At 37.6% G+C, this 19,020-nt stretch carries 18 protein-coding genes; 16 read left to right on the top strand and 2 right to left on the bottom strand.

The window, feature by feature from the left end:
* The first annotated feature begins 54 nt into the window (after positions 1–54).
* The 6 genes from purH (at position 55) to rodA (ending at position 7,248) form a co-directional block, all read left to right on the top strand.
* The gene (purH, locus tag AAY42_RS15140; RefSeq protein ID WP_055396725.1) at positions 55–1,587 is read left to right on the top strand and encodes a bifunctional phosphoribosylaminoimidazolecarboxamide formyltransferase/IMP cyclohydrolase; all 1,533 of its coding nucleotides are present in this window, start codon (positions 55–57) and stop codon (positions 1,585–1,587) included.
* A 55-nt stretch (positions 1,588–1,642) separates the two neighbouring features.
* On the top strand, positions 1,643–2,671 hold the full coding sequence (locus tag AAY42_RS15135; RefSeq protein WP_055396723.1) for a rod shape-determining protein: 1,029 nt from the start codon (positions 1,643–1,645) through the stop codon (positions 2,669–2,671).
* A gap of 62 nt (positions 2,672–2,733) precedes the next feature.
* Positions 2,734–3,549, top strand: a complete 816-nt coding sequence (gene mreC, locus AAY42_RS15130) for a rod shape-determining protein MreC (RefSeq protein ID WP_055396721.1) — start codon at positions 2,734–2,736, stop codon at positions 3,547–3,549.
* 151 nt (positions 3,550–3,700) lie between these two features.
* Positions 3,701–4,048, top strand: coding sequence for a hypothetical protein (locus AAY42_RS15125; protein WP_313777906.1), 348 nt, complete (start codon positions 3,701–3,703; stop codon positions 4,046–4,048).
* Between the two features lie 55 nt (positions 4,049–4,103).
* Positions 4,104–5,975, top strand: coding sequence for a peptidoglycan D,D-transpeptidase FtsI family protein (locus tag AAY42_RS15120; RefSeq protein ID WP_055396717.1), 1,872 nt, complete (start codon positions 4,104–4,106; stop codon positions 5,973–5,975).
* The gene (gene rodA / locus AAY42_RS15115) at positions 5,965–7,248 is read left to right on the top strand and encodes a rod shape-determining protein RodA (RefSeq protein WP_055396715.1); all 1,284 of its coding nucleotides are present in this window, start codon (positions 5,965–5,967) and stop codon (positions 7,246–7,248) included. The genes AAY42_RS15120 and rodA overlap by 11 nt, the downstream gene beginning before the upstream one ends.
* On the opposite strand, the gene AAY42_RS15110 is transcribed toward rodA, so the two are convergent.
* The gene (locus AAY42_RS15110; protein WP_055396713.1) at positions 7,245–8,045 is read right to left on the bottom strand and encodes a DNA/RNA non-specific endonuclease; all 801 of its coding nucleotides are present in this window, start codon (positions 8,043–8,045) and stop codon (positions 7,245–7,247) included. The two genes, rodA and AAY42_RS15110, sit on opposite strands and share 4 nt — an antisense overlap.
* 130 nt (positions 8,046–8,175) lie before the next feature.
* Between AAY42_RS15110 and AAY42_RS15105 the strand changes: the two genes are divergently transcribed.
* The 5 genes from AAY42_RS15105 (at position 8,176) to AAY42_RS15085 (ending at position 12,374) form a co-directional block, all read left to right on the top strand.
* On the top strand, positions 8,176–9,141 hold the full coding sequence (locus tag AAY42_RS15105) for a toxin-antitoxin system YwqK family antitoxin (protein ID WP_055396711.1): 966 nt from the start codon (positions 8,176–8,178) through the stop codon (positions 9,139–9,141).
* Positions 9,142–9,251: 110 nt separating this feature from the next.
* Positions 9,252–10,040, top strand: coding sequence for an alpha/beta hydrolase family protein (locus AAY42_RS15100; protein WP_055396709.1), 789 nt, complete (start codon positions 9,252–9,254; stop codon positions 10,038–10,040).
* Between the two features lie 15 nt (positions 10,041–10,055).
* Entirely contained in the window at positions 10,056–10,409 is a 354-nt protein-coding gene (locus AAY42_RS15095; RefSeq protein ID WP_055396707.1) for a cytochrome c oxidase assembly factor Coa1 family protein, read from the top strand.
* 203 nt (positions 10,410–10,612) lie between these two features.
* On the top strand, positions 10,613–11,881 hold the full coding sequence (locus tag AAY42_RS15090) for a DEAD/DEAH box helicase (RefSeq protein WP_055397968.1): 1,269 nt from the start codon (positions 10,613–10,615) through the stop codon (positions 11,879–11,881).
* A gap of 52 nt (positions 11,882–11,933) precedes the next feature.
* On the top strand, positions 11,934–12,374 hold the full coding sequence (locus tag AAY42_RS15085; RefSeq protein WP_055396704.1) for a hypothetical protein: 441 nt from the start codon (positions 11,934–11,936) through the stop codon (positions 12,372–12,374).
* Positions 12,375–12,469: 95 nt separating this feature from the next.
* On the opposite strand, the gene AAY42_RS15080 is transcribed toward AAY42_RS15085, so the two are convergent.
* The gene (locus AAY42_RS15080) at positions 12,470–14,668 is read right to left on the bottom strand and encodes a carboxy terminal-processing peptidase (protein ID WP_055396702.1); all 2,199 of its coding nucleotides are present in this window, start codon (positions 14,666–14,668) and stop codon (positions 12,470–12,472) included.
* Between the two features lie 203 nt (positions 14,669–14,871).
* Here AAY42_RS15080 and surE point away from each other — a divergent pair, with 203 nt between their 5' ends.
* From surE to AAY42_RS18520, 5 genes are read left to right on the top strand one after another with little or no spacing between them, the layout of a single operon-like run.
* A complete protein-coding gene (gene surE / locus AAY42_RS15075; RefSeq protein WP_055396700.1) occupies positions 14,872–15,651 on the top strand; it encodes a 5'/3'-nucleotidase SurE in 780 nt (259 codons plus the stop codon).
* Complete coding sequence (locus tag AAY42_RS15070; RefSeq protein WP_055396698.1) at positions 15,641–15,928, top strand: hypothetical protein; 288 nt, start codon at positions 15,641–15,643, stop codon at positions 15,926–15,928. The genes surE and AAY42_RS15070 overlap by 11 nt, the downstream gene beginning before the upstream one ends.
* 32 nt (positions 15,929–15,960) lie before the next feature.
* Positions 15,961–17,073 carry a lipid-A-disaccharide synthase gene (gene lpxB, locus AAY42_RS15065; RefSeq protein ID WP_055396696.1) on the top strand — a complete coding sequence of 371 codons (1,113 nt, stop codon included), beginning with the start codon at positions 15,961–15,963 and terminating at the stop codon, positions 17,071–17,073.
* A gap of 32 nt (positions 17,074–17,105) precedes the next feature.
* A complete protein-coding gene (locus AAY42_RS15060) occupies positions 17,106–17,651 on the top strand; it encodes a C40 family peptidase (RefSeq protein ID WP_055396694.1) in 546 nt (181 codons plus the stop codon).
* 29 nt (positions 17,652–17,680) lie between these two features.
* Complete coding sequence (locus tag AAY42_RS18520; RefSeq protein ID WP_245625626.1) at positions 17,681–19,012, top strand: ComEC/Rec2 family competence protein; 1,332 nt, start codon at positions 17,681–17,683, stop codon at positions 19,010–19,012.
* Positions 19,013–19,020 lie beyond the last annotated feature (8 nt).

Genomic DNA, 19,020 nt, shown 5'->3' with positions numbered 1-19,020 from the left:
AGGTTCAAAAAAATTACTTTTGTGTGCTTAATAAATTGATTTTTAAGACACAAAATGAGCACCACCAAAAAAGCTGCCGCAGCACTTATTTCCGTTTTCCACAAGGACGGATTGGAACCTATTGTAAAGAAATTGGATGAACTTGGCGTAACCTTATACTCAACCGGGGGCACGGAGAAATTTATTCGTGATTTAGGCATCAATGTTGTTCCCGTTGAAGATGTAACCAGCTATCCTTCAATATTAGGAGGGCGGGTAAAAACACTTCATCCGAAGGTTTTTGGTGGAATTCTTAACCGTCAGGACAATGATAGTGATGTTGCCCAAATGGAAGAATTTGAAATTCCGCAATTGGACATCGTTATTGTGGATCTATATCCTTTTGAAAAAACTGTGGCAAGTGGAGCCTCTGAACAAGATATTATTGAAAAAATAGATATTGGTGGCATCTCGTTGATACGAGCTGCAGCCAAAAACTTCAAAGATGTGCTTTGCGTTTCATCAATGGAAGATTACGAAGATTTTCTTAATGTGATTTCCGAAGGCAATGGCTCAACCACAATTGAAGACCGAAAGCGGTTTGCCTCTAAAGCTTTTAATATTTCCTCGCATTACGATTCGGCCATTTTCAACTATTTCAATGCAAATGGTGAAGAAACTGCGCTTAAAATCAGTGAGCAAAATGGAAAAGTGCTTCGCTATGGTGAAAATCCGCATCAAAAAGGGTATTTCTTCGGTGATTTTGAAGCCATGTTTACCAAATTACATGGTAAGGAGCTTTCATACAACAACCTTTTAGATGTAGATGCCGCTGTAAACCTTATGGGGGAGTTTAAAAATGACGCCCCCACTTTTGCCATTCTAAAACACAACAATGCTTGTGGCTTGGCCCAGCGTAAAACTATACACCAAGCTTATGTGGATGCCTTGGCCGGAGACCCAGTTTCTGCTTTTGGTGGAATTTTGATTTCCAACGTTGAAATCGATGCACCTACCGCGGAGGAAATACACAAACTGTTCTGCGAAGTGGTAATTGCCCCATCCTATTCCGATGAAGCTTTGGAAACGTTGAAGGGCAAAAAGAACCGTATCATCCTTATCCAAAATGAAGTTGCGCTTCCGGAAACTTTGGTTAGAACATGCTTGAATGGTGTTTTAGTCCAAGACAAAGATTTTAAAACGGATACTGCTGAAGAGTTACAATCCGTCACAGATAAAAAACCATCTTCGGAGGAAATCGAAGATTTAATTTTTGCCTCTAAATTGTGCAAACACACCAAGAGCAACACTATAGTTTTGGCTAAGAATAAACAACTTTGTGCTAGTGGAACAGGTCAAACCTCAAGAGTTGATGCTCTAAACCAAGCCATACATAAAGCGAATTCCTTCAATTTTGAGTTGGAAGGTGCTGTTATGGCTAGTGATGCTTTCTTCCCATTCCCCGATTGTGTTGAGATAGCGGATAAAGCAGGAATAAAAAGTGTGATTCAACCCGGAGGATCTATAAAAGATCAGTTGAGCATAGATTATTGCAATGAAAATGGACTGTCAATGGTAATGACGGGGACACGACATTTTAAACATTAATTTTAGTACATTAGCCGATAAAATTTACCGTTAATCCGAAAAACCAACACTTTTTATGGGATTTTTTGATTTCATGACCGAGGAAATTGCAATTGACCTTGGTACTGCAAACACCCTGATCATTCATTTAGATAAAGTAGTAGTTGACAGCCCGTCAATTGTTGCAAGGGACCGTATTTCTGGAAAAATAATTGCTGTGGGCAGGGAAGCCAACATGATGCAGGGAAAAACCCATGAAAACATTAAGACCATTCGACCTTTGAAGGATGGTGTAATTGCAGATTTTGATGCTTCGGAAAAGATGATTAATATGTTCATCAAGAACATTCCTGCATTAAAGAAAAAATGGTTTCCACCAGCATTAAGAATGGTAATTTGTATTCCTTCCGGGATTACTGAGGTGGAAATGCGTGCGGTACGTGAGTCTGCAGAACGAGTAAATGGCAAAGAAGTTTATTTGATTCATGAGCCCATGGCTGCTGCAATTGGTATCGGTTTGGATATTATGCAGCCCAAAGGAAATATGATTGTTGACATAGGTGGTGGAACAACTGAGATTGCGGTAATTGCTTTAGGGGGAATTGTATGTGATAAATCGGTCAAAATTGCGGGTGATGTATTTACCAACGATATTATTTATTACATGCGTACCCAGCACAATTTATATGTTGGAGAGAGCACGGCAGAAGCGATAAAAATTGAAATAGGTTCAGCTACCGAAGATTTAAAATCCCCTCCGGATGATAAGTCAATTCAAGGAAGGGATCTTTTGACTGGAAAACCAAAACAAGTTCAAGTTTCCTACAGAGAAATAGCAAAAGCACTTGATAAAAGTATTCTAAGGGTGGAAGATGCTGTAATGGAAACCCTTTCCCAAACCCCACCAGAGCTTGCAGCGGATATTTACAACACAGGGATTTATCTTGCTGGAGGAGGTTCCATGCTAAGAGGATTGGATAGAAGGCTTTCCCAAAAAACAGATTTGCCCGTATACATTGCCGAAGATCCTTTAAGAGCTGTTGTGCGAGGTACTGGTATTGCTCTTAAAAATTTGGAGCGCTATAAAAGTATATTGATAAAATAATTCGGTGACCTAATTATTGGAACCGTTCGAAAGTTTTAAAACTTTCCTAATGATACGATTGCATGCAGCGCATCATCAATTTTATTTTAAATTATAGAAATGCATTTCTCTATGGGTTTCTTATGGTCGTTTGCTTGACACTTACCGTAAGATCACATTCATACCATCAATCCAAGTTTTTTAATTCCTCTAAATGGCTAACAGGAAACGTTTATGGATCGGCCGCAAATATTTCATCTTATTTTGAGCTCAAAGATGAAAACAAAAGGTTGGTACGGGAAAATGAGGAATTGCGCAAACTACTTTTCAATACCAACACAAATACTATCCAGCAATTTGATACTACCTTGGTAAAATATCAAATAACAAGCGGTAATATTATCAAGAATAGCTTTGCTTCCCCACGAAATTATCTTACCATTGATAAGGGAGAGAATCAAGGTATAACACAAGACATGGGTGTAATCACAACCAAAGGTATTCTGGGAATTGTGGAAAACACCTCTTCAAATTTTGCGACCGTACAAAGTGTCTTGAACACAAAGTCAAACATTAATGCGAAAATAAAGAACACCAACTATTTTGGCTCACTTACTTGGAATGTTGAAGATTATAATGTTGTGCAGCTCATAGATATACCAAGGCTCGTGCCCTTGGTTGTAGGAGACACCATCGTTACCGGAGCAATGTCAAGTATTTTTCCGGAGGATATTCCAATAGGGGTTATTAAGAAATACGACCTTAACGCATCAAGAAGTTTTTACAATATCGATGTTGAATTGTTCAATGACATGGCCAATGTTAAAAATATTTACATAATACAAAACAAGAACAAGGAAGAAATTGAAGCTCTAGAGACAAGGACAACGGATGAATAGCACTCTAATTTTAAACGGTTTACGATTCATATTGCTCATCCTAATACAGGTTCTGATATTTAACACCCTAAACTTTCTTGGCTTTATAAATCCACTGGTTTACGTCATATTTTTATACTGGTATCCTATCAAAGGAAATAGGGCTCTGTTTATGGTCACCTCTTTTTTCCTAGGATTCATTATTGATATTTTTTCGGACACAATGGCACTGCATGCCACAGCCACACTAACTGTTGCTTACATTAGACCCGTACTTATGCGGTTTTGCTTTGGGGTGAACTATGAATTTCAAAATTTCAGCTTTAAGAATACCACCAAAGTACAACGCTTGACTTTTTTGGGCCTTTTAATTTTAATCCATCAGATTGTTTTCTTTTCTCTGGAAATTATAAGTCTATCCCATGTGCTTTTAATTTTTAAAAGGGTTTTAGCCACAGGTATCGTAACTTTGATTTTATGTGCACTCTTTAGTTCACTTTTTAGTCCGCATAGCGAATAAAAAAGTTACTATTTCGTTGAAGTAAATATGCTGGACTGACAAATTTTGATTCGCCATGAAAAAACTGTTGTTATCATCTATAATTGTTATCATTGGATTTACCTTCATAGGAAGACTTTCTTATTTACAGCTTTTTCGTTTTTCACCTGATCAAATCTTGGACGATCCGGCCATTAAAAAAATCTATGATTATCCAGAAAGGGGCTATGTATACGATAGGCATGGAGAGCTTATGGTAGGTAATCAGCCTGCATATGATGTTATGGTTATCCCCAGAGACGTAAAACCTTTGGATACTTTAGAGTTTTGTCAACTGTTAAGTATAGATAAAACATCTTTTATCAACAAAATGGCAAGAGCAAGAAGGTACTCCCCAAGGCTACCTTCGGTTTTAGTGCCACAACTATCCAAAGAGGATTATGCCCGCCTTCAAGAAAAAATGCGGCATTATACGGGATTTTATATACAAAAAAGGTCGCTGCGCTACTATACCACAAATAGTGCTGCCAACGTGCTGGGGTATATTAGTGAAGTAAACGAAAGAGACCTTCAAAACAATCCATATTATGTGGCGGGAGAATTAAAAGGCCGTACTGGCATTGAAAAACAATATGAAGAAGTGCTACGGGGACGTAAAGGGGTATTACATATTCAAAAAGACCGTTTTAATAGGGATATTGGACCCTATAAAAATGGAAAACTTGACACACTTCCTGAGCAGGGAAAAGAAATACATATAACCATTGACAAAAAGCTACAGGAATATGGTGAAAAATTAATGCATGGAAAAAGAGGTGGTATTGTAGCGATTGATCCTAAATCTGGTGAGATTTTGGCCATGATTTCAGGACCTACATACGACCCATCCCTTTTAGTGGGTAGAGATCGCTCAAAAAACTACAGTAAGCTGCATTATGACACTATTTCCAAACCTACATGGGATCGTTCCATTTTAGCGGAACCCTCGCCTGGCTCCCCTTTTAAAACTCTCAATGCACTCGTAGCACTGCAGGAAGGTGTAATAGATACAGATACAAAGTTCAGGTGCTACAATGGATTTTATGTTGGAAATGTAAAAAGAGGTTGCCATTGTGGAGGAGGTGTCCGCAATATGAACTCAGGTATCTATCAATCATGCAACGCCTATTTTGCCGGAACTTTTAGGAAAATCTATGGGAAATATGCCACTACCGATGAAGGCATGGATGTTTGGGAAAAACACATGAAAAGTTTTGGTTTAGGTCAGTATTTAGGAACTGATCTGCCCACAGGAAGACCGGGCAGGATACCCGGAAAGGAATACTATGACCGAGCTTACGGTGATAACAGATGGGCATCTTCCTTTATTATTTCAAACTCGATCGGACAGGGAGAAGTTGCCGCCACACCTTTACAGCTTGCCAATATGACGGCAGCCATTGCCAACAGAGGCTATTTTTATACACCCCATATTATAAAACGTATTGGTGGGAATACCGGAGCAATAGACCCCAAATACACAGAGCCACGATATACTACCATTGACAGAGAGCATTTTGAGCCTGTAATTGAAGGAATGGCAAATGTGTACAAATACGGCACCGGAAGATGGGTTCAAATTCCAGAAATTAATATTGCGGGGAAAACCGGAACTGTTGAAAATTTTGTCAGGGTCAATGGAGAACGCATGCAGCTTACGGACCACTCCGTTTTTGTGGCTTTTGCCCCAGTTGAAAATCCTAAGATTGCCTTGGCTGTTTATATAGAAAATGGTTATTATGGCTCACGCTATGCTGGGCATATTGCTTCGTTGTTGATTGAGAAATACATAAAAGGAGAAATCACAAGAAAGGATTTGGAAAAGCGTATGTTGGAAAAAACATTGGAGCATGAATACGCCAAACCCTATAGCGGAGAACCTTTCAAGATAAATGAATATGTCTGGTAAAGGACTTTTTGGAAGAATAGACTGGCTTACCGTATTTCTTTACGCTTTTTTGGTTTTTATTGGATGGATCAACATCTATTCTACAACCTTGAGTGATCAAAACGCCTCAATTTTTGACTTTTCCACCCTCTACGGAAAACAATTATTTTTCATTGGTCTGGCCTTTGCAGGAATCATTTTGGTCCTCTTTATCGAGACAAGTTTTTTTGAACGATTTGCATCGGTGTTTTACATTGCTTCCTTAGTATTATTACTTGGACTTTTTCTCTTTGGAAAGACCATTGCCGGAGCAACATCTTGGTACGATTTGGGCTTCTTTAACCTGCAACCATCAGAATTGGCAAAGGTTACAACTGCATTGGCATTGGCAAAATATTTAAGTGATATCCAAACGGACATTAAAAATAGAAAGCACCAACTATATGCCTTGATCATCATTCTGCTGCCAGCCCTTCTTATACTTCCCCAACCAGACCCGGGTAGTTCATTGATCTACTTTTCACTTTTCTTTGTACTCTTTAGGGAAGGTTTTCCTATATATTATCTTGGAATTTTGTTGTTTATTGTCGTTCTGTTCGCAACGACCTTGATGTTTGGCACAGTCTGGATTGCAATAGGACTGGGTGTCTTGACTGTTCTCATCTTTACCTTTAAACGAAAATCCACAAAAGTTCCATTACTGCCTTTAGGTATTACAATTACTTTATCCATTCTTTTTTCCCTATCCGTTGGCTTTGTCTATGAGAATGTTTTTGAACAAAGGCATCGCGATCGTTTTGCCCTATGGTTGAGTTTGGAAAAAGATGAGAAAAAGCTGGAGGGAATTAGAAAAACCATTGGTTACAATACCTATCAATCTGAAAAAGCCATTGAGTCAGGTGGTTTTTTTGGCAAAGGGTTTTTAGAGGGCACCCGTACCAAGGGAGATTTTGTACCAGAACAACACACCGATTATATTTTTAGTTCTGTTGGTGAAGAATGGGGCTTTATGGGAACATTTACTGTAATTCTCCTCTTTTCTTTTTTGTTTTTACGGTTGATTTTTATTGCTGAAAGACAGAAGAACGATTTTAGCCGAATGTATGGTTATGGGGTAATCTCCATCCTGCTTATCCATTATTTTGTAAATATTGGTATGGTGATAGGACTGTTACCAACCATTGGGGTACCACTTCCATTTTTTAGTTATGGAGGCTCTGGATTGATCTTCTTTACCATGCTGCTTTTTATCTTTTTAAAGTTGGATTCCAACCGTCTAAAAGATGGTATCTAAAATTTCCAGCCCGAAGCATTTACCTTCCGCTCTACTTTTTCTTGCCATTCTTGGGATTGCCCTTCAAAAAAATTGATGCTGGTCAGTGCCTCCAATTCATCAACAGAAATCAAAAAACTCTCCAACTTCGCTTGACTCTCCTTACCGGGTATCAAAAAACAAAGTAAATCAACGGTAGTTCCATTTTTTCGAAACACAATTTTGTAAAATGCGTTGGGAACATCCACATCTTCCTCCCCTATTTCTTCTAATCCATCTTGCAAAACCCCTCCGGTGATCACAACCAAATCCCCATATCTTTTGCACCATTGGCGCACTTGCTGTTCCAATCGGTTCCAAACCCCTGCGTTAAAATCACGGTCTTGGGGGCTAATATTGCTGGTATAAAATGTTTCGTTGTAGGCATACTCCGAAAACCGGCGATCACCAGCAGGGCACAAATGTCCCCTATCATACCCAGAGCCTCTATAATTTCTCCAATCTGCAGATTTGGTCTTTACCTTGGGGTCTTCAATAAAATAGGGGCGTTTTCTATCATCTTGGGTCAAGTGACTCTTCTTTAACTCATAGGCTACCCACTCCGCTTGTTCGTATAGCTCATTGTATGAAAGCATAAAATGTTCATGCTGAACAATGGCTCCGGTGGTTGAACTTGGCAGTAAGCTTGAATCCTGTAATACTGAATCTGCTGTGCCATCAGGATTTGAATACATATCTGGGGTGTAAAAATTCTCGAACACCCAAAAACCTATCACACAAACAATAAAAAGTAAGGTATAGACGGTTCTGTTTTTCATTAGGTGATACTTTCTTTTTCAAGTTTAGGGAAATCCTATGAAATATATAATCATTGTTTATATATTCTTATATTGGATAGTAACTATATACACTTGTTGTACGTAATTTGACTTATTAAATGACCAATTCTTGAAAAAAACTTTACTCTTCTTAATTATAATTATTTTTTTTTCCTGCAAAGATGATATTTCAAATAAAAAATTTAGGAATTCAAAGTATGCCTTTTATCAAGAAGATGGAAAATCAGGAGAATGGATAAAAGTGATTGCTCATTCAGAAATACATTTCCCTAAATCAAAAACCACATATTTCTTTGATAATGGAAACCGATATGCCGAATTAAATGTTTTAGATAGCTTTCCAAATAGGGTTTCTAGATTTTATGATACGGATGATAATCTCAAAGTAATTGAAAAGCATTTGAACGACTCACTAGTTTCAAAGAAATATTTAGATGGATATTACAAAGGTTACTATTCCAATAAAGAAAATTTAAAATCTGAGGGGATTATAAAGAATAACAAACAGGAAGGCAAGTGGATTTATTATCAAGAAGATGGGGAGACTATAGATTATACAATTCACTTTATCAAAAATTTGCCTGATGGAGAACGTAAAGACTATTATGATACCGGCGAACTTAAAGTTTCCATCTATTATAAGGAAGGAAAAAAGAATGGAAAAGCCATGCATTATTATAAAAACGAACGGGTTAAAGAAAGTAAAACTTATAGAAATGGTAAAGAAAATGGCAACATTCGAACATATTACGAAGATGGTTCAATCGAATATTCTGGAACATTTTGGAATGGAATAGAAGTTGATTCAACTAAGAAATTCTACCCTAGTGGGGCTCTTAAACAATTATTTATTTGTAAAGCGGACACAATCAAAATGCATTTTAAGGGTAAGCTTTTTGTGTACTACGAATCTGGAGTTCCAAAATCAACATTTAGTATTTTAAATTCGGAAGCTCATGGAAAAGCCGAGTTTTTTGACAAAAAAGGAAATTTGACCAAATCTATTAACTATGACAAAGGAATATCCTTAGATTCTGTCATATATAAAACTATGCACAACAATGACTATAAGTAATTGCTTAGTCCTGCCTTCTTGTGAAATTAATCCTTCCCCAACTTTAACCTGCTTTTAACGATTCATACCTACTTATTGTCATAATTTAAGAGTGCATCATTCTATGAACCATGAAAAAAATTATCGCACTATCAATTTGTATACTATTCCTATTTAGTGCTTGCCAAAAAAAAAGCAAAATTGAGGATACTACTACAAGTGATTCAGCAGAAGAAATCAGTTTTGTTACCTCAGATGGTATTAAGATATATGGCGACTTATATGAAATAGATAAAACCAGTCCCGTAATTTTACTCTTCCATCAAGGTGGGTCTAATGCAAGGGCAGAATATGGGTCCATTATTCCAAGACTTGTGGGTAAAGGGTTCAATATCTTAGCAATTGACCAAAGAATGGGTGGACAAATCTATGGTAATTACAATAGAACCCTCACCACTATTTCTGACCATAGTTTTGGCAATCCATATACATATTGTGATGCATACAACAATCTTGAAAGTGCATTAAATTTCATTATCAGTTCAGGGTTCACTGGAAATAAAATTGTTTGGGGAAGCAGTTACAGTGCTTCTTTGGCTATTCAGCTAGCCAGTCAAAATCAAGATAAAATAAATGGTGTATTGGCTTTTTCCCCAGCTTCCGGAGGTTCTATGAAAAATTGCTTGCCAGACCCTTACTTTGAAACTTTAAAAGTTCCATTGTTGCTGTTAAGGCCACCAAATGAAATGAGAAATGAAAATGTGCAAGCTCAATTTGAATTGGCCAAGGTTAATGGACATCAAACTTATGCCGCAAAATATGGAGTACATGGTTCTTCCATGCTTGTAAGTGAGCGCGTTGGAAATGACGTTAGTGAAACTTGGCAAGTGGTTACAACATTTCTTGAGGAGATTAGATGATATAAAATAACCATTGTGAATACCCTAATTGAACATAAAAGTTGGTTTAAGCGAAATTGGAAATGGTTTCTTCCATCAATAATCGTTTTATTCTTGGTATTAGGTCTACTGTTTTCTACCAAACTGGGCGGGAATATTATGGGAATGGCCAAAGTCTATTCGGAATCATCGGTTTGCGAAAATGCACTGGAAATTGCAAAAAAGGACAAAAAAGTAATACAACTCCTGGGAGAATTGCAACCTCTGGACAAATTGGCAATCCTAGAGGGCGCGCACAACTATTCAAACGATTACAACACACTGGACATTACCGTTAGGGTTACTGGTTCAGAAAAAAATAAAGAGCAAAATGGACATTTCTGCAGATAGAAATGGTGATGAGTGGGTTTACAAAACCATAAATATCCGGATTAAAAATCCTGAGCATTTAAAACAGACCATTGTAGTTATTGAAAAGTTCGAATGAAAATTATTGGGAACAGCTAACATAGTTAATGCTCCTTTGTATGCTTAGCCTTAAGTTTGCAGCTTTCAAAGAAGCTTCTCAAACTTTTTATAATCCATTGAACAAAATGACATTCGAAGATTTAAAATTGATTCCCTCCATCCTCAAAGCCTTGAAGGATAAAAACTATACGGAGCCAACTTCTATTCAGGCTAAATCAATTCCATTGATTTTAAATAGGGAAGATGTTTTGGGCAGCGCACAGACTGGAACAGGAAAAACTGCGGCCTTTGCCATTCCCATTATTCAACATTTGGCGAATGACAAACAAAAACAAAGTGGTAAGCGAAGGATTTCGGCACTGGTGATAACTCCAACGCGAGAGCTTGCCATCCAAATTGGGGAAAACTTTGCCGCTTATGGGAAATACACTACTATCACAAATACGGTAATTTTCGGAGGTGTAAATCAAAGACCCCAAGTAAATATATTGAAGAAAGGTGTTGATGTTTTAATTGCCACTCCCGGACGTTTGTTGGATTTGATGAACCAAGGGTATATTTCCTTGCGGGATGTTGACTATTTTGTATTGGATGAGGCAGATCGTATGTTGGATATGGGTTTTATTCATGATATAAAGAAGATTCTTTCCAAATTGCCTAAAAAAAGACAGTCCTTGTTTTTCTCCGCAACAATGCCAAAAAATATTTTGGGTCTGTCCCAGCAAATTTTAATCAATCCAAAAAAGGTAGCTGTCAACCCTGTTTCTTCCACGGCAGAAACCATTCAGCAGTTTCTATATACCACAAATAAGCAGGACAAAAGCAAACTCCTTTTACACATTCTAAAGAATCCTGAAATTGGGCAGGCGCTACTTTTTTCAAGAACCAAGCATGGAGCTAACCGTATTGTACGAAATCTTCAAAAGAAAAAAATTGATTGTGCTGCCATTCATGGTGACAAGTCTCAAAATCAACGACAAAAGGCACTAAAAGGGTTTAAAGCCGAAAACATTAGAGTATTGGTGGCTACGGATATTGCTGCACGCGGTATAGACATAGACAGACTTCGCTATGTCATTAATTATGACATCCCCAATGAGCCTGAAACCTATGTGCATAGAATTGGGCGTTGTGGGCGTGCCGGTGAAGAGGGCACTTCCATTTCAATATGCGAACCGGAGGAGAACGTTTACATAAGGGATATTGAAAGACTTATTAAGCAAAAGATTGAAGTTGTAAGTGAAAATCCATTTCCGCAGACCGACAAACCCATGAATACTACAGAAAAAAAGGCAATGGAAAAGGAAAAACAGCGGAAAAAACAAGAGTTTTTTGCCAATCGCAATAAAAAAAGAGGTTCACAAAATCCTGGTTTTAAAAGAAAGAAAAGATAATTGTAAAAACTACATTTAGTAGGGCGTTATACCTCATTTCAATGGCATCTTTATGAAAATTCGACTCATTCTAATTACAATTACACTAGTATGTTGCAAAACACAAAAAACTGTTGTAGAGGATACAATTAGCAAACCTTTTGAGGTACGCTGTATTCTTAAAGACCTCAGGAAAACAACTAATTACAAAAATGAAATTACAAAGTACACTTCCATCTATCGGGACACAATTATTGAATTAGAGTCAGTTAAAACCGATTCAACTGAATATAAAACAATGTTGGACCTACAAAAATCTGAACGCTTTTTATGGATATTGGCAATTAGGGACAATGAGATAGATTCTCTTTTAATTGATTGTGTTTCTAAAACCAAATGGGTAGAATCCAACTTCTTATTGGACCAATGCGAAATAGAGATGGCAATAACAGCATACGACAACCAAGGAATGGCAATTTCTGGAGGAACCCAAAAAATAAAGTATAAAAACTAGTTTTAGGTTTAGCTGAATTGTCCTTCTAACCAATCACAGCAATAAAAAAACCGACTTGGTTGAAGTCGGTTTTAAACATATTTTTTTGCAAAAGTTTATCCTTTTACACTGGCCAATTTTCTTTCGGCTCCTTTAATATTGTTCAATTTCAAGTCTTTTAGCACATTTACTGCTTCTTCAACATAAATGTCTTTTGCCAAATTTTTGTGCCAGCGATTTCTTTTTTCCCGTAGCACTGAGTCTTTGGTAAACAATTCTGTTTCGTATTTTAAAGATCCGAACGTAAGTTTGGAATCATATTCCCTTAAGCTCTTAAATTGTTCCGCGCGTTTTTTAGCCTGTTGCTCCCTGCTTTTATAGGAATCATAGCTTAAGGAAACAATAGTTTCATCTTGCTGCTCTTTTAACCATTTGGCATTGTCCTCAATCAACTTTATCTGTTGGTTGCCTTCCATTCGTTTTTTACTATTGGCAATGGTAGTTTCAAAATCGATATAACCATCCCATATCTCATAATCGGCAGGTGTGATTTTATCCCAACCCAATGGATTTTCTTGATCTCGTTCTCCAAGATCTATGTAACTGTATCGGTCTGGTACCACAATATCACTTTTAACTCCTTCCAACTGTGTAGAGCCTCCATTGATCCTATAGAATTTTTGGGTGGTAAGTTTAATTGCACCCAAATCCCCGTGTTCATTGCTTCGTACTATATTATCCAAAGGAATTACATTCTGAACAGTCCCTTTTCCAAAGGTTTGCTTGCTTCCAATAACAACAGCTCTTTTATAATCCTGCATGGCAGCTGCCAAAATTTCGGAAGCCGAAGCAGATAATTCGTTCACCAAAATAACCAATGGGCCATCCCACTGAATGCGCTCATCCTTATCTTCATGCACTTCTTTTCGCTGTCCTGAAGAGCGTACCTGCACAATTGGGCCATCTTTAATGAAAAGACCTGCCATTTCCACAACAGTTTTTAACGAACCGCCTCCATTGTCCCTTAAATCCAAAACAATCCCTTCAACGCCTTCTTCCTTTAGTCGCTCAACTTCTTTGGCAACATCTGAAGCCGCGTTTCTTTCGGTATAATCTTCAAAATCTACATAAAATTTAGGTAAATTGATGAGACCATATTTATGATCGTCACCTTTTACGGTAGCGGACTTTGCATAGGATTCTTCCAACATGACTACATCCCTGGTTATGGAGACTTCTTCAATAGTACCATCTACTCGTCTAACGGTAAGGTCAACAACGGTTCCTTTTTGTCCTTTTATCAATTTAATGGCATCATCCAAACGCATTCCAACGATGTCAATAGGTTCTTCGCCATCTTGCCCTACTTTCAAAATTTCATCACCAACTTCCAAGCTTTGTTCCCTCCATACCGGGCCTCCGGAAATAATTTCCATAATCCTGGCTCCTTCTGGTTTCTTTTGCAGTCTAGCACCTATTCCTTCAAACTTACCGGACATTCCAATATCAAATTTCTCCTTGTCATCAGGAGCAAAATAAAAGGTATGTGGGTCAAATTCGTCAACAATAGTATTGATATATTGAACAAACCAATCCTTGCGCTCCAAGTCTTCTATAAAATCAAAGAATTCATCCAAAGTGTTCTTGGTATTCTCTCTGGAAGCAATTTCAATTTCAGTAATGGTAACATCCTTTAAAACCGAATTGGCCTCTTTTAAGTTTACAACGGTACTTGCATAGGCGATGTCTCCTCCTTCGCCTGCCATACCACCCTTCATCTCTGCTATCTTGTTGTCCACCTTGTTGTCAAAAACACCAAGAGTATTATATTTCAGTTGTTTTCTCCAACGTTCTTTAAGTTGCTTTTTGTTGGAGGCGAATTCCTGATCACGATAATCAATATTGATATCTTCCTCCATTGTGTAATCAAACGGATTGGAAAGTACGTCTGCATAAATTCCCTTTGCTTCATCCATACGTTTCATTAAACGCTGGTACACTACATTGAAAAAAGTGATGTCTGTATTTCGTATTTCATCATCAATTTGAAACCTATATTTTTCAAATTCTTTGATATCGCTGGCTAAAAAATACCTTTTTGTAGGATCTAGAATATCGACAAAATCATCAAAGACATTTGATGAAAAATTATCGTTCAAGTCTTTGGGCTCATAATGTCCCCGTTCCAATACGTAGGTAATCAAGTCCAACAGCAACTTATCCTTGTCATCATTCTCAAATGATTTATTTGTAAAACTGCAGGAAGCTACTGCAACAAGAATTACTAAAAGCGCAAAGGCGAAATTCTTCTTCATAAATATGGTTTTATTGGGAGCTAGATTATTTGACTTTTTATCATCAAATCCACATTACATCATTCTCCGTTTCTATTCGTATGAATTCCCTAAGATACTGAAAAAACCGTGCCAGTTTGGAGCAGGGACTGTAATTTTTTGTTAAACACTTGGGACATCATATACTTATGAAAAACGTATTTTTACAGCATTAATTATACAAAATGAGAAAACCACTCATCTTAGTTACCAATGATGATGGAATTACTGCCCCAGGTCTTAGAACTTTAATCCGGTTAATGAAGGAGATAGGCGAGGTTATTGTTGTGGCTCCGGATAGCCCCCAATCTGGCATGGGACACGCCATAACCATAGACAGCACGCTGTATTCAAAGAAAGTGACCATTGATCAAGAAGATGGTGCTCCCCATGAATATAGTTGCAGCGGTACGCCTGCCGATTGTGTAAAGTTGGCCCTGCAAGAAATATTGGACAGAAAACCGGATATCTGCGTAAGCGGAATCAATCATGGCTCAAATGCTTCGATAAACGTTATTTACTCGGGAACCATGAGTGCCGCGATTGAAGCCGGTATTGAAGGTATTCCCGCCATTGGTTTTTCCTTATGTGACTATTCTTGGGAAGCGGATTTTAGCTTTGTGGGAAAATCGATAAAAAGTATTGTTTCTGAAGCATTGGCACACGGAATCCCAAAAGGTACTGTCCTCAATGTCAATATTCCAAAAACCGATGCCGAACCCAAGGGAATAAAGGTTTGCAGACAGGCCAAGGCCAACTGGAAAGAACAGTTTGATAAACGAACCAGCCCTACGGGAAAAGACTATTATTGGTTAACTGGTGAATTTGAATTGCTTGACAAAGGTGAGGATACCGATATTTGGGCTCTGGGACAAGGTTATGTTTCTGTGGTCCCCACCCAATTTGACCTTACCGCACATCATGTAATTTCCCAAGTAAACAATTGGAACTTAAATGAACACTAGGAAAGAAATTATTATAGGTTTTGTTGTAGGGGTAATTGCGAATACCATTGGTACTTTGCTCTATATCTTGATTTTTTCTGATTTGGGAATTGCTGAAACCTTTGAGGCAGCAATAGTTCAAGGACATATAGGAAGCTTGTTGGCACTTGGTGCCATATTGAACCTAGTTGCTTTTTTTGGTTTTCTGCGCTTAAAACGGGATTACAGAGCACGAGGAGTTATGATTGCCACCTTGCTAACTGCTTTGGTAATTTTATACTATAAGTTTTTTAGTTGATTAAGGTGATGTTTTGAATTTGAACTTTTTTAATGAAGTACTACATTATAGCAGGTGAAGCTTCTGGAGACCTTCACGGCTCCAATCTTATCAAGGCCCTTAAAATAGAGGATGAGAAGGCTCAAATTCGTTGTTGGGGTGGCGATTTAATGCAAAAGGCAGGCGGGGAATTGGCCAAACATTACAAGGACATGGCCTTTATGGGGTTTCTGGAAGTTCTTAAAAATATCCCCACTATCTTCAAGAACATTGCTTTTTGCAAGGAAGACATTCAGAAATTTGCACCAGACCTCATTATTTTTATCGATTTTTCCGGTTTTAACCTGCGTATCGCAAAATGGGCGAAGAAAAATAATTTTACTACCAACTATTACATTTCACCACAAATTTGGGCTTCACGAGAAGGTAGAATTGAAAAAATTAAACGGGATATTGATGCCATGTATGTGATACTTCCGTTTGAAAAGGAGTTTTACGAAAAAAAACATAATTACCCTGTGCACTTTGTTGGTCATCCATTGATTGATGCCATTGAAAATACCAAAATTGTTGATGAACCCACTTTCAGAAAAGAAAACGGGTTGGATTCCAAAAAACCCCTAATTGCGCTATTACCTGGAAGTAGAAAACAAGAGGTTCAAAAGATGTTGCACATAATGCTATCTATTTCTGACGATTTTCCAAATTATCAGTTTGTTATAGCTGGTGCCCCCAGCTTACCAAATGACTTTTATGCCTCCTTTCTAAAAGAAAATAATGTAGGATACGTATCCAATCAAACTTATTCCCTATTAAAGCATTCGCATGCCGCATTGGTAACCAGCGGCACTGCGACCCTGGAAACCGCTCTTTTTGGCATCCCTCAAGTGGTATGCTATAAAGGAAATTGGATTTCCTATCAAATTGCTAAACGAATCATCACCTTGGATTTTATTTCACTAGTGAATCTAATTATGGATAGAGAAGTTGTCAAAGAACTGATTCAAAGTGATTTAACTACTTCTAACCTCAAAACTGAGCTTTCAAAAATTATAGAAGGGAATGATAGAGACCGCATTTTGGAAGACTATAAATTGCTAAAAAACAAATTGGGCGGAAAAGGTGCGAGTCAATTGGCGGCTAAATTAATCATCGAAAATGCTTAGATTTAGCGACCAAGAATGAAATAGTATCTTGGATGTTACGGAAAACACTCTATTTTCTAGCTCTTTTAACCATTATTGGCTGTGGGTCGGCCAAGAAAAAAAGAACCTACAGCACTCCCCGAACCGTTACTGTTGAGGGTACTGCTGAAAACACCACGCTCCCCGAAAAAAGCAAAAAAGAAGAACGAAAGGACAAAAAAGCCGAAAATATTATCGCTACGGCGTTGACCTTTTCAGGTACACGGTACAAGTTTGGAGGCACTACACGAAAGGGAATGGATTGTTCCGGTTTAGTATATGTTGCTTTAAAAGAAAATGATATTGTTTTTCCTCGGGTTTCCTACCAAATGGCAGAGGAGGGAAAACGCATAAAAGTAGGTCAAGTACAGAAGGGCGACCTTCTTTTCTTTAAGACCGGTAAAAGCGGAAAACGTATAAACCATGTAGGTTTAGTTGTTGATGTTAAAGGAAACGACATAAAATTTATTCACGCCTCAACCTCGAGAGGTGTAATCGTATCTTCCTTACGGGAAGGCTATTGGAATTATGCTTTTGTAAAGGCCATGCGAATTCTATAATGCAACTTTTTAATTTTGTATCTATAAAATTGACGTTATGTCTAATTATAGGCATTGTCATAGGTTTTAATATTCAGGTTGATTGGCGAGTTCCTGTCTATTGTATTTTAACCCTGCTTCTGTTATTGTTTTGGGCCAAAAGGAAACAAACTCGTAATGGATTTCCTTATTTCGAATTAATTTTTGTTTTTGCCACATCACTTTTGGGAATTTTTATTGTTACCGTAGCTCAATCCAAAAGTCTTCCAACCCATTATTCAAAGAAAAACTTTACTGAACAAAAACTGTGGGAACTTAAGATTAGGGAAGTTCTTAAACCCAATCCATTTACCCAACGCTATGTGGTGAACGTAATTTCCCTGGAAAATGAACAAAGTTCCGGAAACTTGATTTTGAATTTTCCGATAGATTCCACAGCAAAAAAGCTAAAAGTTGATGACGAACTCATTGTATTTTCAAAAGCGGAAACAATCAAACCGTCTTTAAATCCGCACCAATTTGATTATAAGGATTATTTGAAAAAGCTGGGGATTTACCATCAGATCAGGGTCAATTCAAAAGACTATATTTTCAAAGAAAGTGCTTCTACAACAATTTATGGCCTAGCCTCCAATTTCCGGGAGCACATAATAACAAAATTAAAAACCAAAGACTTTGGAGAAGATGAACTAGCTGTAATTCAAGCTTTATTGCTGGGTCAACGTAGCGACATTTCGGAAAGCACCTATAACAATTACAAAAATGCCGGAGCCGTTCATATTTTGGCCGTTTCCGGGCTTCATGTGGGTATTCTCCTGTTGTTACTCCAATTTTTGCTAAATCCCATAGAACGATTCCCTAAAGGGAAAGGCATAAAATTGGTGTTGATTGTCTTTTTACTTTGGGCTTACGCTTTTATAGCAGGACTTTCCCCTTCTATTGTAAGAGCTGTGACCATGTTCTCCTTTTTAGCCTATGCAATGTATCTGAATAGACCCACCAATGCTTTTAATAGTATTGCCTTATCCATGTTCTTCATTTTGCTAATAAAGCCCTTGTTTTTATTCCAGGTAGGGTTTCAAATGAGCTACGCGGCAGTTTTTGCCATTGTTTGGATTTATCCGAAACTCCAGCAATTCTGGTTTCCTGAAAATTATCTAATTCAAAAAATATGGCAATTGTTTTCCGTAAGCGTTGCGGCACAATTGGGTGTTTTACCCATCAGTCTTTTTTACTTCCATCAATTTCCGGCTTTGTTCTTTGTATCCAATCTTCTAATCATTCCATTCTTAGGTTTTATTCTTGGAATGGGCGTTTTGGTTATTCTGCTGTCCATTTTTATAGTCTACCCAATTTTATGGTTTACGCTTACAACCAAGTAATCAACACC

The organism is Flagellimonas eckloniae (assembly GCF_001413955.1).
Classification (GTDB): Bacteria; Bacteroidota; Bacteroidia; order Flavobacteriales; family Flavobacteriaceae; genus Flagellimonas; species Flagellimonas eckloniae.
The sequence above is the reverse complement of the archived record's forward strand: the minus strand, read 5'-3'. Positions and strand labels throughout refer to the sequence as shown.

What these genes read in the sequence shown, in the direction of transcription:
- AAY42_RS15085 (WP_055396704.1), top strand. Translation starts at nt 11,934, where the DNA reads ATGAAAATTCGACTCATTCTAATTACAATTACACTAGTATGTTGCAAA.
- AAY42_RS15070 (WP_055396698.1), top strand. Translation starts at nt 15,641, where the DNA reads ATGAACACTAGGAAAGAAATTATTATAGGTTTTGTTGTAGGGGTAATT.
- rodA (WP_055396715.1), top strand. Translation starts at nt 5,965, where the DNA reads ATGTCTGGTAAAGGACTTTTTGGAAGAATAGACTGGCTTACCGTATTT.
- AAY42_RS15120 (WP_055396717.1), top strand. Translation starts at nt 4,104, where the DNA reads ATGAAAAAACTGTTGTTATCATCTATAATTGTTATCATTGGATTTACC.
- AAY42_RS15110 (WP_055396713.1), bottom strand. Translation starts at nt 8,045, where the DNA reads ATGAAAAACAGAACCGTCTATACCTTACTTTTTATTGTTTGTGTGATA.
- AAY42_RS15060 (WP_055396694.1), top strand. Translation starts at nt 17,106, where the DNA reads ATGTTACGGAAAACACTCTATTTTCTAGCTCTTTTAACCATTATTGGC.
- purH (WP_055396725.1), top strand. Translation starts at nt 55, where the DNA reads ATGAGCACCACCAAAAAAGCTGCCGCAGCACTTATTTCCGTTTTCCAC.
- AAY42_RS15135 (WP_055396723.1), top strand. Translation starts at nt 1,643, where the DNA reads ATGGGATTTTTTGATTTCATGACCGAGGAAATTGCAATTGACCTTGGT.
- AAY42_RS15080 (WP_055396702.1), bottom strand. Translation starts at nt 14,668, where the DNA reads ATGAAGAAGAATTTCGCCTTTGCGCTTTTAGTAATTCTTGTTGCAGTA.
- lpxB (WP_055396696.1), top strand. Translation starts at nt 15,961, where the DNA reads ATGAAGTACTACATTATAGCAGGTGAAGCTTCTGGAGACCTTCACGGC.
- AAY42_RS15125 (WP_313777906.1), top strand. Translation starts at nt 3,701, where the DNA reads ATGGTCACCTCTTTTTTCCTAGGATTCATTATTGATATTTTTTCGGAC.
- AAY42_RS15100 (WP_055396709.1), top strand. Translation starts at nt 9,252, where the DNA reads ATGAAAAAAATTATCGCACTATCAATTTGTATACTATTCCTATTTAGT.
- AAY42_RS15090 (WP_055397968.1), top strand. Translation starts at nt 10,613, where the DNA reads ATGACATTCGAAGATTTAAAATTGATTCCCTCCATCCTCAAAGCCTTG.
- mreC (WP_055396721.1), top strand. Translation starts at nt 2,734, where the DNA reads ATGCAGCGCATCATCAATTTTATTTTAAATTATAGAAATGCATTTCTC.
- surE (WP_055396700.1), top strand. Translation starts at nt 14,872, where the DNA reads ATGAGAAAACCACTCATCTTAGTTACCAATGATGATGGAATTACTGCC.